This is a genomic window from Mycobacterium spongiae (genome assembly GCF_018278905.1).
In the GTDB taxonomy this organism is placed as follows: Bacteria; Actinomycetota; Actinomycetes; order Mycobacteriales; family Mycobacteriaceae; genus Mycobacterium; species Mycobacterium spongiae.
Window position 1 is genome coordinate 1,212,437 of sequence record NZ_CP046600.1, and the last position, 13,845, is coordinate 1,226,281.

General features: G+C 64.8%; 12 protein-coding genes. 8 read left to right on the forward strand and 4 right to left on the reverse strand.

Annotated elements, in window-relative coordinates; all coding sequences use genetic code 11:
• Position 1 precedes the first annotated feature (1 nt).
• Both otsB and F6B93_RS04990 read right to left on the reverse strand, forming a co-directional pair.
• The gene (otsB, locus tag F6B93_RS04985) at positions 2 to 1,189 is read right to left on the reverse strand and encodes a trehalose-phosphatase (RefSeq protein WP_211698099.1); all 1,188 of its coding nucleotides are present in this window, start codon (positions 1,187 to 1,189) and stop codon (positions 2 to 4) included.
• A gap of 44 nt (positions 1,190 to 1,233) precedes the next feature.
• On the reverse strand, positions 1,234 to 2,598 hold the full coding sequence (locus F6B93_RS04990; protein ID WP_211698100.1) for a wax ester/triacylglycerol synthase family O-acyltransferase: 1,365 nt from the start codon (positions 2,596 to 2,598) through the stop codon (positions 1,234 to 1,236).
• 165 nt (positions 2,599 to 2,763) lie between these two features.
• On the opposite strand from F6B93_RS04990, the gene F6B93_RS04995 reads away from it, so the two are divergent.
• Entirely contained in the window at positions 2,764 to 6,057 is a 3,294-nt protein-coding gene (locus F6B93_RS04995) for an error-prone DNA polymerase (RefSeq protein WP_211698101.1), read from the forward strand.
• Positions 6,058 to 6,108: 51 nt separating this feature from the next.
• Here the strand turns inward: F6B93_RS04995 and F6B93_RS05000 are convergent, their stop codons facing one another.
• Positions 6,109 to 6,519 carry a TIGR03667 family PPOX class F420-dependent oxidoreductase gene (locus tag F6B93_RS05000; RefSeq protein WP_211698102.1) on the reverse strand — a complete coding sequence of 137 codons (411 nt, stop codon included), beginning with the start codon at positions 6,517 to 6,519 and terminating at the stop codon, positions 6,109 to 6,111.
• A gap of 23 nt (positions 6,520 to 6,542) precedes the next feature.
• On the opposite strand from F6B93_RS05000, the gene F6B93_RS05005 reads away from it, so the two are divergent.
• Positions 6,543 to 7,187: a nitroreductase family protein gene (locus F6B93_RS05005; RefSeq protein WP_211698103.1), complete on the forward strand. Its 645-nt coding sequence runs from the start codon at positions 6,543 to 6,545 to the stop codon at positions 7,185 to 7,187.
• Here the strand turns inward: F6B93_RS05005 and F6B93_RS05010 are convergent, their stop codons facing one another.
• Positions 7,188 to 7,652, reverse strand: a complete 465-nt coding sequence (locus F6B93_RS05010) for a tRNA (cytidine(34)-2'-O)-methyltransferase (RefSeq protein WP_211698104.1) — start codon at positions 7,650 to 7,652, stop codon at positions 7,188 to 7,190.
• An 81-nt stretch (positions 7,653 to 7,733) separates the two neighbouring features.
• Here F6B93_RS05010 and F6B93_RS05015 point away from each other — a divergent pair, with 81 nt between their 5' ends.
• The 6 genes from F6B93_RS05015 to F6B93_RS05040 all read left to right on the forward strand — a co-directional run bounded on the left by F6B93_RS05015 (position 7,734) and on the right by F6B93_RS05040 (position 13,819).
• Entirely contained in the window at positions 7,734 to 8,870 is a 1,137-nt protein-coding gene (locus tag F6B93_RS05015) for an FAD-dependent monooxygenase (RefSeq protein ID WP_211698105.1), read from the forward strand.
• 348 nt (positions 8,871 to 9,218) lie between these two features.
• On the forward strand, positions 9,219 to 11,876 hold the full coding sequence (locus F6B93_RS05020) for a sensor histidine kinase (RefSeq protein ID WP_425518495.1): 2,658 nt from the start codon (positions 9,219 to 9,221) through the stop codon (positions 11,874 to 11,876).
• A complete protein-coding gene (locus F6B93_RS05025; protein ID WP_211698107.1) occupies positions 11,873 to 12,289 on the forward strand; it encodes a serine protease inhibitor in 417 nt (138 codons plus the stop codon). Before F6B93_RS05020 ends, F6B93_RS05025 begins: the two co-directional genes overlap by 4 nt.
• Positions 12,290 to 12,295: 6 nt before the next feature.
• On the forward strand, positions 12,296 to 12,688 hold the full coding sequence (locus tag F6B93_RS05030) for a DUF742 domain-containing protein (protein ID WP_211698108.1): 393 nt from the start codon (positions 12,296 to 12,298) through the stop codon (positions 12,686 to 12,688).
• Positions 12,669 to 13,265 (forward strand): GTP-binding protein, encoded by a 597-nt coding sequence (locus F6B93_RS05035; RefSeq protein WP_211698109.1) that lies wholly within the window; start codon positions 12,669 to 12,671, stop codon positions 13,263 to 13,265. The genes F6B93_RS05030 and F6B93_RS05035 overlap by 20 nt, the downstream gene beginning before the upstream one ends.
• Positions 13,266 to 13,270: 5 nt before the next feature.
• Complete coding sequence (locus F6B93_RS05040) at positions 13,271 to 13,819, forward strand: pentapeptide repeat-containing protein (RefSeq protein WP_211698110.1); 549 nt, start codon at positions 13,271 to 13,273, stop codon at positions 13,817 to 13,819.
• Positions 13,820 to 13,845 lie beyond the last annotated feature (26 nt).

Here is a 13,845-nt window from a genome sequence, read left to right on the forward strand (position 1 = left end):
GTTAGGTCTCCTCCGGCGTCTTGCGACCGCCGCTGAGCTGACGGGCCAGCCGGTTGGTGAACTCAGCGACCTCTGCGGGGCTGTCCAGCGCGAACAGCGCCGCGGTCGCACGGTCGCCGTCGTCGGTGTGCCGCACGACGATCGGAATGCCGTCGTCGTGAACCGCGTCGAACGCGTCCTCATCGGTGATGTCGTCGCCGAGATAGACCGGCACGAGCCCGGCGCAGTCCGAAGACTGCAACTGGCCCATCACCCAGCGCAGTGTTTTCCCTTTGTCCCAGTTGACATCCGGACGTAGCTCGATGACTTCGCGGCCCGTCGTCACCCGCAAGGCGTGATGCTGGCCGGCCGCGCGCACTGCCGCGGACACCGCGTCCACGTGGTCGCGTGCCGCGTTGCGATAGTGCACCGCGACGCCAAACCGCTTGTGCTCCACCACAACGCCGGGGATGGATCCGAGTCGATCACGCAGCTGGGCCGCTGCTTGTTCAAGAACCGGTATCGCGGCGGCGGCGGCGTCGTTGTGGTGGTGCGTTCCGTCGGGTGCTGTCAGCTCGAAACCATGACTACCCGCATACCAAATGCCGGGCAGGCCAACTCGCGTGGACACGTCTGCAAGATCGCGGCCGCTGAGCACGGCGACCGGACACACTGCGGCCAACGCCTGCAGGGCCTCGGAAGCACCGACCGCGGGCTTGGCCGCGTTGGCATCGTCGACGATGTCCGACAGCGTGCCGTCGAAGTCGAAGAATACTGCGGGCTGGTGGGCGACGAGGCGGTTGGCCAGCCCGGCGGCGTGCAAGGCATCGGGGACCTGTGACATTCGCAGGTCCCCGGTTCGCACGCTGATCTCGTCCGGGTCGGTGATGATTGTGTCGGCGCCACAGCGGCGCAATTCGTCCCCGTCTCCGGTGTGGTCGACACCGACAACCAGGGCGAATCCGCTGTCGCGCGCAAGTGCGACGCCGGCGGCGTCAGCGGTGATGACAGCGCATCGACCCGGCCGGACGGCCAGGCCATTGGCCGCGTCAATGAGGACGTCGGGGTTGTCGGACGAGGAGAAGACGCCGGTGCCCAGCCCGGCATGGTGCAGTTGCTCCAGCAGCGCACGCGTGGACCCCAACGCGGTGTTGAGTAGCACCGCGTCGAGGCGGCGCGGGTCGATGGTGACCGGTCCCAACTTGCGCACGCCCCACTTTCTCACGGCGCGCAATGCCGCGGAGACAGCCTGGGTTAGTGACGTGCTCGCGCCGGCGCAGACGGACGTGTGCGGTGCGCGACGCCACTGAGGGAACGCGATGTGCGCGTGCGGCGCGCCTTGGTGAACAGGAGGACAGAATCCTGGCTCAGTGCCGCCAACCGTGCGATCCCCTGTTCAATGCCGGCGGCAAGCTGCTCTATCGCGGGCGCGGCGTCATAGGCTGCGGTGATGCCGAACACCAGTTCGTCGCCGTAGCTGAGCACCGCAACCCCCGTGCTGAGCTGCAGCGCGGTCGGTGGGATAGGCAGCAACTGGCTCAGCTCTTGGCCCATCAGCCGTAGCCGGTGGCGTGGCCCGGGTGCGCTGGTAGCCAGGGTTACGATGCCTTGTTGCGGCAGCCGGGCCAGGGCGTTGATCGCCTTGGTGCACAACATGAAAGGCGTATTGTCGGCCGTCAGGTCGAACAGGCTGGCGGTCTGGCGACCGAGGCACCGCGTGTTGGGGTGCGACCGCTGGTGCACCGTGCGCAGGCGCTGAATCGCGTCGTCGGACTCGACGGGGAGATACGGCAACATGGCCGAGCTGCCATCGGTCTTCTCCCACGTGCGCAGTGAGTCCGCACGCGGTTGTTCGCCGCGCTGCAGCAGAACCGTCCGGAAGCCCTCAGTGATGGCCGCCAGCGCGACATCGTTGGCGGTGACCCCGAACTTGCGGCACACACTGTCGACGGCAACGCGGGGAACACCTACGGTGCGATATCGCCGCATGGTGGTAGCCGGGCGGGCCGGTGCCGCCCAGGTCGCCGGCCAGGTGAGGGCGCGCGCGGCGGCTTTGCAGACGGCGCCGGTGATGGTGGCAGACGTCCGCAACAACGTGTCGGCCCAGTTGTGATCGTCGATACGCGGAGAACTCGGTGCGGCACCGACACCATGGGCGAACGTATCGCGGTCGGCATCGTCGCAGAGCCTGGTAAGGAGATGGGCGGCCGAGAGGCCGTCTGCCATGCGATGGTGAACCTTCATCAAGATCGCCCACCGGTCGTCCTTGAGGCCCTCGATGATCCAGCACTCCCACGGCGGGCGATCCACGTCGAGGGGACGCTCTAGGGCGTGGGCGATGGCCCGGAACAGCTCGGCTTCGTCGCCCGGCCGGGGAAGGGCCACTCGTCGCACGTGCTGGGTGAGGTCGAATGCTGGATAGTCAGTCCACTGGGCGGCCCCCAGCACCTGCGTACAGCGGGGAATCGCCGTAATCCGTTGTGCCAGAAATGCTGTGATGACCCCATAGTCAGGAGCCATGCCGTCAACAACGGCGACTGCGCCCAGCGCCATCGTTGGGTGCCGGTGCTGATCGCGCGCTGTGAAGAAGTCCGAATCCAATGTCGCCAATTGTGCCATGAGAAGTCCCGCCGTCGTTTCGACTCGTACCAGTATCGGTGGCCGGAACACCGAGTGGTAGGCCCACAAAGTTAAAAGCGTGTTTAGTAGTTGAAGACCTGTTTAACAGCGCCGATGGGCCGACGCGTTCGAGTTCATCGAACATACATTCGATACACTCGGTGCGTGGGCTGGAGTAACGGGCCGCCGAGTTGGGCGGAAATGGAGCGGGTGCTGGACGGCAAACCGCGCCATGCCGGTCCGCCGACGTGTGATGGTGCAGATGACGGCCCGCGGTCGCACAGGCGCGGGACGTACCAGCCGCCGGATTCACAGGCGGCTGGCACGTTCCGCTCGGCCTTTGCGTATGCCGAGCTGCATGCGCATTCGGCGTACAGCTTTCTCGACGGTGCCAGCACCCCGGAGGAGTTGGTCGAGGAGGCGGCCCGGCTCGATCTGCGCGCTCTCGCGCTGACCGACCACAACGGTCTGTACGGGGCGGTACGGTTCGCCGAAGCTGCGGCGGAACTCCAGGTGTCTACGGTATTCGGCGCCGAGCTGTCGCTGGGACCCGAGGCGCGCACCGAGCAACCAGATCCGCCCGGCCCGCATCTGTTGGTGCTGGCCCGCGGCCCGGAAGGGTATCGACGGTTGTCGCGACAACTGGCCGCGGCCCATCTGGCCGGCGGTGAGAAGGGTAAGCCGCGCTTCGATGTCGATACGCTGGCCGAGGCGGCCGGCGGGCACTGGCATATTTTGACAGGATGCCGTAAAGGTACTGTGCGCCAAGCGCTTTCCAATGGTGGTGCAGCAGCGGCGGAACGGGCGTTGGCCGATCTGATAGATCGGTTCACCCCCGGGCGGGTCAGCATTGAGCTGACCCACCATGGCCACCCGCTCGACGACGAACGCAACGCGGTGCTGGCCGGGTTGGCGCCGCGTTTCGGTGTCGGCGTCGTCGCCACGACCGGGGCGCATTTCGCCCATCCGTCCCGTAGCCGTCTGGCCATGGCGATGGGCGCGATCCGGGCCCGGCAGTCGCTGGACTCCGCCGCCGGGTGGCTTGCTCCGCTGGGTGGCTCGCATCTGCGCTCCGGCGAGGAGATGGCCCGGCTCTTCGCGCAGCGGCCCGAGGCGGTGACCGCCGCTGCCGAGCTTGGCGAGCAGTGCGCCTTCGGGTTGACGTTGATCGCGCCGCAGCTGCCGCCTTTCGATGTACCCGATGGGCACACCGAGGACAGCTGGTTGCGCCAGTTGGTCATGGAGGGTGCTGGCGACCGCTACGGACCTACCGACCAGTCGCCCAGGGCGCGGAAAGCTTATACCCAGATCGACCATGAGCTGAAAGTTATCGCGCAACTGAGGTTTCCGGGCTATTTCCTCGTGGTGCATGACATCACCGAGTTTTGCCGGAAGAACGATATCTTGTGTCAAGGGAGGGGATCGGCGGCAAATTCCGCGGTCTGTTATGCCCTCGGCGTCACTGCTGTCGATCCGGTGGCCAATGAGCTGTTGTTCGAACGCTTCCTATCGCCAGCCCGCGATGGCCCACCCGATATCGACATCGACATCGAGTCGGATCAGCGCGAAAAGGTCATCCAATACGTCTACGACAAATATGGCCGTGACTATGCCGCCCAGGTCGCCAATGTCATCACCTACCGCAGACGCAGCGCCGTGCGCGACATGGCCCGCGCCCTGGGCTTCTCGCAGGGGCAGCAGGACGCGTGGAGCAAGCAGCTCAGCCACTGGAACGAGCAGGTCGACGACATTGAGGGCATCCCCGACCAGGTGATTGATCTGGCAGAACAGATTCGGAATTTGCCGCGGCATATGGGCATTCATTCCGGCGGAATGGTGATCTGTGATCGCCCGATCGCCGACGTGTGCCCGGTGGAATGGGCACGCATGGAGAATCGCAGCGTCTTGCAATGGGACAAAGACGACTGTGCGGCAATCGGTTTGGTGAAGTTCGACCTACTCGGGCTGGGCATGCTCTCGGCGCTGCATTATGCGAGAGATCTGGTGGCAGAGCACAAAGGCATTGAGGTGGACCTGGCCAGGCTCGACCTCGCCGAACCGGCGGTGTACGAGATGCTGGCGCGTGCCGATTCTGTCGGTGTGTTCCAGGTGGAGTCGCGGGCGCAAATGGCGACATTGCCAAGACTCAAACCGCGGGTGTTCTACGACCTGGTAGTGGAGGTCGCGCTGATCCGTCCGGGGCCTATCCAGGGCGGGTCGGTGCACCCGTACATCCGAAGACGCAACGGCATCGATCCGGTCGTCTACGAGCATCCATCCATGGCAGCTGCGCTGCGAAAGACGCTGGGAGTGCCGCTTTTTCAAGAACAGCTGATGCAGCTCGCGGTCGACTGCGCCGGTTTCTCCGCAGCCGAGGCCGACCAACTCCGCCGTGCCATGGGGTCCAAACGGTCAACTGAACGCATGCAACGGTTGCGTGGTCGGTTCTACGACGGCATGCGCACACTCCACGGTGCGCCCGACGAGGTGATCGACCGGATCTATGAGAAGCTGGAAGCGTTCGCCAATTTTGGCTTCCCCGAGAGCCACGCGCTCAGTTTCGCGTCATTGGTGTTCTATTCCTCGTGGTTCAAGCTGCACCACCCGGCGGCGTTCTGCGCGGCGTTGCTGCGCGCGCAGCCGATGGGCTTCTATTCGCCGCAGTCACTGGTGGCCGATGCGCGCAGGCATGGCGTGGTGGTACATGGACCCGATGTCAACGCCAGTCTGGCGCATGCCACGCTCGAGAATGCCGGAACGGAGGTGCGCCTCGGTCTCGGTACCGTCCGCCATATCGGCGACGACCTCGCCGAAAAACTGGCCGAGGAACGAAAATCCCACGGCCCGTTCGCTTCCCTGCTGGACTTGACCTCCCGGCTGCAATTGAGTGTGCCGCAGACCGAAGCGCTGGCGACGGCCGGAGCGCTGGGCTGTTTGGGGATGTCTCGCCGGGGGGCGCTGTGGGCGGCCGGGGCCGCAGCCACCCAACGGCCGGACCGACTACCCGGGGTGGGCTCGTCGTCGCACATCCCAGCCTTGCCGGGAATGAGCGAGCTGGAGCTGGCCGCCGCCGACGTATGGGCCACCGGCATCTCCCCGGATAGTTATCCGACGCAGTTCCTGCGGGCAGATCTGGACGCTATGGGGGTGGTGCCCGCGGACGCACTGGGATCGGTACCCGACGGCGACCGGGTGTTGATCGCTGGTGCGGTGACCCATCGGCAGCGCCCGGGGACGGCCCGAGGGGTGACGTTTATCAACCTCGAGGACGAGACCGGGATGGTCAACGTGCTCTGTACCCCGGGAGTGTGGGTGCGGCATCGCAAGCTGGCGTACACGGCACCGGCGCTGCTGATTCGCGGCCAAGTCCAAAACGCCAGCGGCGCGGTCACCGTCGTGGCCGAGCGGATGGGCCGCATTTCCCTCGAGGTGGGCTCGCGTTCGCGTGATTTCCGCTAGCCGCTAGTGTGCGCCAACAGTGAAACGTGGAATTCACTGTCGGCCCGGCTGCTAGCCGGTGGGCGTCGTCCACACCCGGCTAGGAGTGATTTTCAGCAGTGTGCTGTATGCCGCGATCGCCTCGGTCAGACCGAATGCCGCGGCGTCGTCGCGATACTTGGCCCAGTACGGTTCGTCGTCGCGGCAGTCGACATCGGTGGCGGCTACGGCAGCAGTCCCACCCACCACGACGATCCCGCCGCCGTTGCCGTCCGAGTCCAGGTTCAGGCTGACCTCGGGATGGGAGTTGATATGGGCAATCTTGGCCGCCTTCGGCATGGAGTACACGCTCAGATTGGTCCCGTCGAAGTAGAACCAAACCAGCCGCGGAACGGGCCGGCCCGATCTGGCGACGGTGGTCAGCCACCCATAGTGATCTGAGGTGAGCCTGCTAGAGACCTCTTGTGTCAGTTCGACGCTCATGAGGCCAAATGTAGTCTCCACTCATGGCCCTCAACTTGTCCGTCGATGAAGTCCTCACCACTACCCGCTCGGTCCGCAAACGCCTCGACCTCGACAAGCCGGTGCCGCGCGCCGTGCTGATGGAATGTCTTGAATTGGCGTTACAAGCGCCCACCGGTTCCAACGCACAGGGCTGGCAGTGGGTGTTCGTCGAGGATGCCGAAAAGCGGAAGGCCATTGCCGATATCTACCTGACCAACGCCCGGGGCTACCTCAGCATGCCCGCACCGGAGTACCCCGAGGGCGACACCCGCGGTGATCGGATGGGCCCAGTCCGTGATTCCGCGACCTATCTTGCCGAGCACATGCACGAGGTGCCGGTCCTGATGATCCCCTGCCTGCAGGGCCGCGCCGACGAAGCGCCGCTGTTCAGCGCGTCGTTCTGGGCTTCGTTGTTTCCGGCGGTGTGGAGTTTCTGTCTGGCGCTGCGTTCCCGGGGACTGGGCTCTTGCTGGACGACGCTGCACCTGCTTGGCGAAGGCGAGCGACAAGCGGCCGAGGTGGTCGGCATTCCCTACGACCAATACAGCCAGGGCGGGTCGTTTCCGATCGCCTACACCAAAGGCACCGATTTTCGGCCGGCGAAGCGGCTGCCCGCCGAATCCCTGACGCATTGGAATAGCTGGTAACTAGATCGCCCCGGCATAGCCGTGCTGTCGCCAGGCTTCGTAGGCGGCTACCGCCGCGGCATTGGACAAGTTCAGCGACCGCCGACCCGCGAGCATGGGAATGCGCACCTGCTCGGTGATGTGGGAGTCGGCCAAGGTCGCCGCGTCCAGTCCGGTGGGTTCCGGCCCGAACATCAGCACATCGCCGGCCCGGTACTCGATCTCGGTGAACGCCGTGGTGGCCTTCGCGCTGAACGCGAATACGTGCGCCGGCGACAGCAGATCCCACGCGGACTGCAGCGACGCATGAACGGTGACTGACGCCAGGTCGTGATAGTCGAGTCCGGCTCGCCGGAGCTTGGGTTCGGACAGATCGAAACCCAGCGGCTCTACCAGGTGCAGCTCGCAGCCGGTCGCCGCGGCGGTCCGGATGGCGTTGCCAGTGTTGGGGGCGATGCGTGGGGAAACGAACAGCAGTTTGAACACAACTCAGTATCTTCCCGGCGCAGTGCTTCGAGGGCGCGTCGACCATGTCCACTTCGCTCGCCGGTGTCTATCATCCTCCAGGTGAGATGTCCGGCCCAATCAATTGATATTGTTATTATCGGCGCAGGCCCTGCGGGAATTTCTACAGCCTTGCACCTTCTTCGGCGGAATCCAGAGTGGGCTGAGCGCATGATTATCGTTGAAAAGGCCGTTCACCCACGTCATAAATTATGCGGAGGTGCCGTGACCAAACTGGGGACAAGAACTTTACAATCCCTGGGACTTCCGACGCCACCGCCGATACCGCATGCAATCGTTCGTGACGCGCATTTAAAGTACCGACAGCTTACTATTCACGTGCGTCGCGATCCTATGCTTTGGGTTGCGCATCGCGACGAATTTGACCATTGGTTGGTAAATGTTGCCAAAGAGCACGGTATAGTCATTTGTGAGAATCAGCTTGTTGAAAATATCGTATTTGAAAAGGGAATTGCCTTTGTGAAAACGCGCGAGGTGACCTACCGAACAAAGGTGGTTGTTGGCGCGGATGGTTCGCGAGGAATCTCACGGCGAGTCTTGTATTCGCCGACCGAAGCGCGTGGACGAGTCGCACGAGTCTTGGAGGTTGTTGGGCCGACATCGTTGTCAACACCGACTTTTGACGGGCTGTCAGCCCTATTTGATTTTACGGACGTGAGTCAAGACCTGCAGGGGTATGCTTGGGACTTCCCCTCCTTTGTGCAGGGGCAGGCGCACTTTAATCGCGGTATATATGATGCACGCGCGGCGCGCCAGCGTCCGAAAGGGCAATTGCCGAAGCTATTGGAGAAGTTTCTTCGTGAGCATCATACGAATCCCGATAGTGTAGGCATACAAGGTCATCCCATTCACTGGTTCAGTCCACGCAATCGGCTGGCCATTCCCGGAATGCTCGTGGTTGGCGATTCGGCAGGTGCGGAGCCTCTGTTCGGCGAGGGCATTGGGCCAGCTTTGGCCGGCGGCGCCATCGCTGCAAACGCCATTCAAGCTGCCTTTGAACGGAATGACTTCCGCTTCCGGGGGTATCGTTGGCAACTCTTATCGTCCAGGCTGGGCGCTTACCTGATGTGGCGTTGGTATGTGGCGTGGTGGAGCTATCGATTGAGTGGACACCCCTGGTTTATGCGCACACTGTGGGTGATTGCGGCGATCATAAATCGCACAGCACGAGGGAAATAGTCTCGGTCGCTGCGACGGTTGGGTTCGGGCAACTCGGATAGGGCAGGCCGAGGCGAGGCCGTCTGCGGGACCTCCCTGAGCGCGCGGTTGGCCGTACACACCAACGATGTGGTCTCGGCCCTTGACTGACGCGGGACACTCACGCGCGAGCTGCTATCTGGTCAATAACAATTGCGATGACCTCTGCTCTGCCTACCCTGGAGCCTGTCATACTCGTCGGATTGCCAGGCGTCTCCGTTCGCGCCCCGCTGGCTGGGGCGGACGGAATAAAGCAGGAAGTTTAATGAGCCTCTCCATTCTGCGCGTGCCACCTATCGGGGATGCGGCCGGTCGCGCGGCCGAAGCCACGTGACCATGTTCAGCCGGCCGACCACCCCGGTTGGGGCGGTTGTACCGGGTATGCCGGCAAGTCCCGTCGTCTCCGCTCCTGACGTGGCTCCCTCCAAACGTCCGCCGTCCTGGTCGTTGCGCAATTGGCCGGTTGGATGGAAGGTCGTTGCGATTGCGCTGGTTCCGCTTGTGCTGGCGGCGACCTTGGGTGGGTTGCGTGTTCACGGCGCGATTGCGAACGCCAGCGGACTGCGGCTGGCAGCCGCCCGCGCCGACGTCATCGGTGCGATCACCAAGTACATGTCGTCACTGGACGTTGCCCTGTTGGCGAGTTCCACCGGGCATGACGTCGAGGGGTCAAAGAAAAACTTCGCGGCCCGCAAGTACGAACTGCAGACACAATTGGCCAATACCGACGTGATCCCCGACGTCCGGTCGGCGGCAAACACGCTCTTGAACGGCGGTCAGACGCTCTTGGACCAGGTGCTGGCCGACAGCATCAGTTTGCCGGACCGGGTAACGACCTATGCACCGATCCTGTTGACCGCCCAGAATGCGATCAACGCCTCCGTGCGCGTCGACAGTGAGCGCATCCGGACCCAGGTAGAGGGCTTGAGCCGCGCCGTCGGAGCCCGCGGGCAGATGACGCTGCAGAAGATCCTGGTGACGCGGGGAGCAGAGGTTCCGGAGCCGCAATTGCGCACCTCGATGATCACCTTGGCCGGTACGGAACCCTCGACGCTGTTCGGCCTGAGCGAGGTGCTCGGGGCGGGCTCGCCAGACGCCAAGACATTGCAGGAGCAAATGGTGCGCCGCATGGCGATCATGGCCGATCCGGCCAGCGCGCTCGTCGGTAACCCGGAGTTGCTGCAGTCGATACAAGTCACCCAGGGCATTGCCGAGCAGGTCATCAACGACGCGGTGGCGTCGGTGATGAACTCGGTGCACGGCGAGGCCACCGCTCGGCGCGACGCCGCCATCCGCGACGCGGTGCTGGTCACCAGCGCCATCGCGATCGCGCTGGTGATCGTGTTGTTGGTGGCGCGCGCGTTGGTCGGGCCGTTGCGCATGCTGCGCGATGGCGCGCTGAAGGTCGCGCACGCCGATCTTGAGGACGGGATCGCCCGCGTCCGCGCCGGCGCCGAGCCACTCCCCGAGCCGCTTGCCGTGCATACCACGGAGGAAATCGGCCAGGTCGCGCATGCGGTCGACCAACTGCACGCCCAGGCCCTACTCCTGGCCGGTGATGAGGCCCGATTGCGGCTGCTGGTCAACGACATGTTCGAAACGATGGCCCGGCGCAGCCGTTCGCTGGTCGACCAGCAACTATCGGTGATCGACGAGCTGGAACGCAACGAGGAGGACTCCGATCGGCTCGACGGCCTGTTCCGGTTGGATCACTTGGCCGCCCGGCTGCGCCGCAACAGTGCCAACCTTCTAGTGCTGGCCGGCGCGCAGATAACGCGCGACCACCACGAGCCGGTGCCGCTGTCGACCGTCATCCAGGCCGCTGTGTCGGAGGTGGAGGACTATAGCCGTGTCGACATTGCGGTGCTGCCCGACTGCGAGGTGGGCGGTGCGGCGTCGGGCGGCGTCATACATCTGCTTGCCGAGTTGATCGACAATGCGCTGCGCTACTCGCCGCCGACCACCACGGTTCAGGTTTCGGCGGCCCGCGGCAGCGAAGGGGGCGTGCTCCTGCGGGTTGCCGACGCCGGCTTGGGCATGACCGACGGGGATCGGCGCATGGCCAACATGCGGCTGCAGGCCGGCGGTGAATTCACCGGAGACCTCAGTCCTGATCGCGCTCGGCACATGGGCCTTTTTGTGGTCGGCCGCCTGGCCGGTCGGCACGGTATTCGGGTGGGACTGCGGGGCCCGGCAGCGGGCGAAACGGGCACCGGCACAACCGCCGAGGTGTACTTGCCGCCGGCCGTACTCGGGGGTGCGGTCGTAGCCACCGCGTCGGGGCCGCACGCACGAGTATTGATGGTTTCGCCGCCGCCCGCGAAGGCCGACCAAGCGGCCGGCCCGCCGCAGGCTCCCGCTGCAGCGGATCCTGCGGGGCCGCCGGTCACCGTGTTGCCCCGCCGCAATCCTGGGTCCAGCGGCGTTACCGATGTTCCCGTCGGGCAGGTCGAGCAGCAGCAGCCAGAACCCCGTCGCGAGCTACCAACACCCTGGTGGGAGAACGGGTTCGAGCGAGAGCCAGCACCAACAGCGACCCAGGTTCCGGCGCCATCCCTACAGCAGTCCCCAGCCACATCGGTATCGGACACCGCGGCGCCATCGGGACCGGCCGATGACGACGTCATCTACCAGCGGATGCTCTCGGAGATGGTGGGCGATCCCCACGAATTGGCCAACAGCGCCGATCTGGATTGGCAATCGGTGTGGGACCACGGTTGGTCGGCGGCCGCGGAGGCCGAGGACAAGCCGGTCGGGGCGCACACCCACCAGGGACTGCCGGTGCGGGCACCGGGTGCCCGGCTGGTGCCCGGTGCCGCCCAGCCCGACCAGAAGGACCAGGGCGGCCCCGACGGGGAACAGCAGCGCCCGTCCCCGCAAGGGCGCGACCCCGAAGCGATTCGTGCCGCGATCAGCAGCCATTTCGGGGGCGTGCACGCTGGACGGTCGGCTGCCCGCGAATCGAGTCAGGAAACCGATCAGCAATGAACGCCCGTCCGCCCCAAAGCCCACTGGATTGGCTCGTGTCGAAGTTCGCCCGCGAGGTCGCTGGGGTAACGCATGCATTGCTGGTGTCGGTTGACGGCTTGACGGTCGCTGCCAGCGAACACCTGCCGCGAGAACGAGCAGACCAATTGGCCGCCGTCGCTTCGGGCCTTGCCAGCCTCGCTACCGGTGCCTCGCAGTTGTTCGAGGGTGGCCAAGTGTTGCAGTCGGTGGTCGAGATGCAGAACGGTTTCTTGCTCTTGATGCGTGTCGGCGACGGCTCGCATCTGGCGACGTTGGCGGTTGCCGGATGCGACATCGGCCAGATCGGCTACGAGATGGCCATTCTTGTCGAACGGGTGGGCGCCGTCGTGCAGTCGGCGCGGCGCCCCGAGCCGGGCTTCGTCCGCCGTTGAGCCGCGATGGACAGCCGCGAGCCCGCGCCAGCATCACCTAAGACCAGATTGGTCCGCCCCTACACGTGGACGGCCGGGCGCACCGACACCACTGTCGAGCTTCCGTTGGAAGCACCGGTGCAAGTGTTGCAGGCCGGGCTGGATCACCGATGGCCGTCGAACGACATGCGTGCCGCGATCATCGAGTTGTGCGCCCGGAATCCCGAGAATCCCCGCAATCCCTCGGTCGCGGAAATCTCGGCCCGGTTGGATTTGCCGGTCGGTGTCGCGCGCGTCTTGGTCGGCGATCTGGTTACGTCCGGCTACCTTCGGGTGCACGGGACCTTAACCGACCGATCGACCCGCGATGAGCGCCAAGAACTCATAGGGAGGACCCTGCGTGGCCTTCAAGCACTCTGAGGCGCACTCCACGGTGCCGGGTCCCGCATCGACGAAGATCATCGTCGCCGGCGGGTTCGGTGCCGGCAAGACCACCTTCGTCGGCGCGGTCTCGGAGATCATGCCACTACGCACCGAGGCGATGGTGACCGATGCCTCGGTGGGTGTCGACATGCTCGAAGCCACCCCGCATAAGGGGACCACCACGGTCGCAATGGACTTCGGTCGCATCACCCTGGGCCAGGATCTGGTGCTCTACCTGTTCGGCACTCCCGGCCAGCGTCGTTTCTGGTTCATGTGGGACGACCTGGTCCGCGGCGCGATCGGCGCGATCATTCTGGTCGATTGCCGGCGGCTGCAAGACAGCTTTGCCGCGGTCGATTTCTTCGAGCACCGCAACCTACCTTTCGTGGTCGCGGTCAACCAGTTCGACGGCGCGCGGCGATACCCGGTTGGCGAGGTGCGCGAGGCGCTGGCCCTGCCGGCGCACATTCCGGTGATCAACGTCGATGCCCGCAATCGCAGGTCGGTGACGGATGCGCTGATTGCGGTCAGCCAATACGCGCTGACCGCAATCGCCACATCTCCGGGTGGCTGAGCGCGTTGCAACATTGGACCGATTGCGAAGTGGTCGGCCAGGACTTTCGCGACGAGGACCTCGGCCGGCTGCACACCGAAAGAGCAGTATTCAGCGAATGCGATTTCAGCGGCGCCAACCTAGCCGAGTCGCGGCACCGCGGATCGGCGTTCCGCAACTGCAGATTTCTACGAACAACACTGTGGCACAGCTCATTTCAGCAATGCAGTCTGCTGGGCTCAGTGTTCGTGGAGTGCCGGCTGCGGCCGCTCGAGTTCGACGAAGTGGATTTCACGCTTGCCGTATTGGGCGGCAACGATCTTCGCGGTGTCGACTTGAGCGGTTGTCGGCTCCGGGAGACCAGCCTGGTGGAGGCTGATCTGCGCAAATGCTCGCTGCGCGGCGCCGACCTCACCGGTGCGCGGACCATCGGTACCAGGCTGGATGATGCCGATCTGCGGGGCGCGAGCCTGGATCCAACGCTGTGGCAAACCGCGTCGCTGGCGGGTGCGCGCATCGATGTTCCGCAAGCGCTGGCTTTTGCGCTGGCGCACGGGCTTCGGTTGGACGCGTGACGGCAGGGCGTGGGAACGTCGACCCG

Bases quoted from the DNA above. Each gene is read 5' to 3' on its own strand.
- F6B93_RS04990 (WP_211698100.1), bottom strand. From the start codon at position 2,598: ATGGCACAATTGGCGACATTGGATTCGGACTTCTTCACAGCGCGCGAT.
- F6B93_RS05000 (WP_211698102.1), bottom strand. From the start codon at position 6,519: ATGAGCGTCGAACTGACACAAGAGGTCTCTAGCAGGCTCACCTCAGAT.
- F6B93_RS05005 (WP_211698103.1), top strand. From the start codon at position 6,543: ATGGCCCTCAACTTGTCCGTCGATGAAGTCCTCACCACTACCCGCTCG.
- F6B93_RS05025 (WP_211698107.1), top strand. From the start codon at position 11,873: ATGAACGCCCGTCCGCCCCAAAGCCCACTGGATTGGCTCGTGTCGAAG.
- F6B93_RS05030 (WP_211698108.1), top strand. From the start codon at position 12,296: ATGGACAGCCGCGAGCCCGCGCCAGCATCACCTAAGACCAGATTGGTC.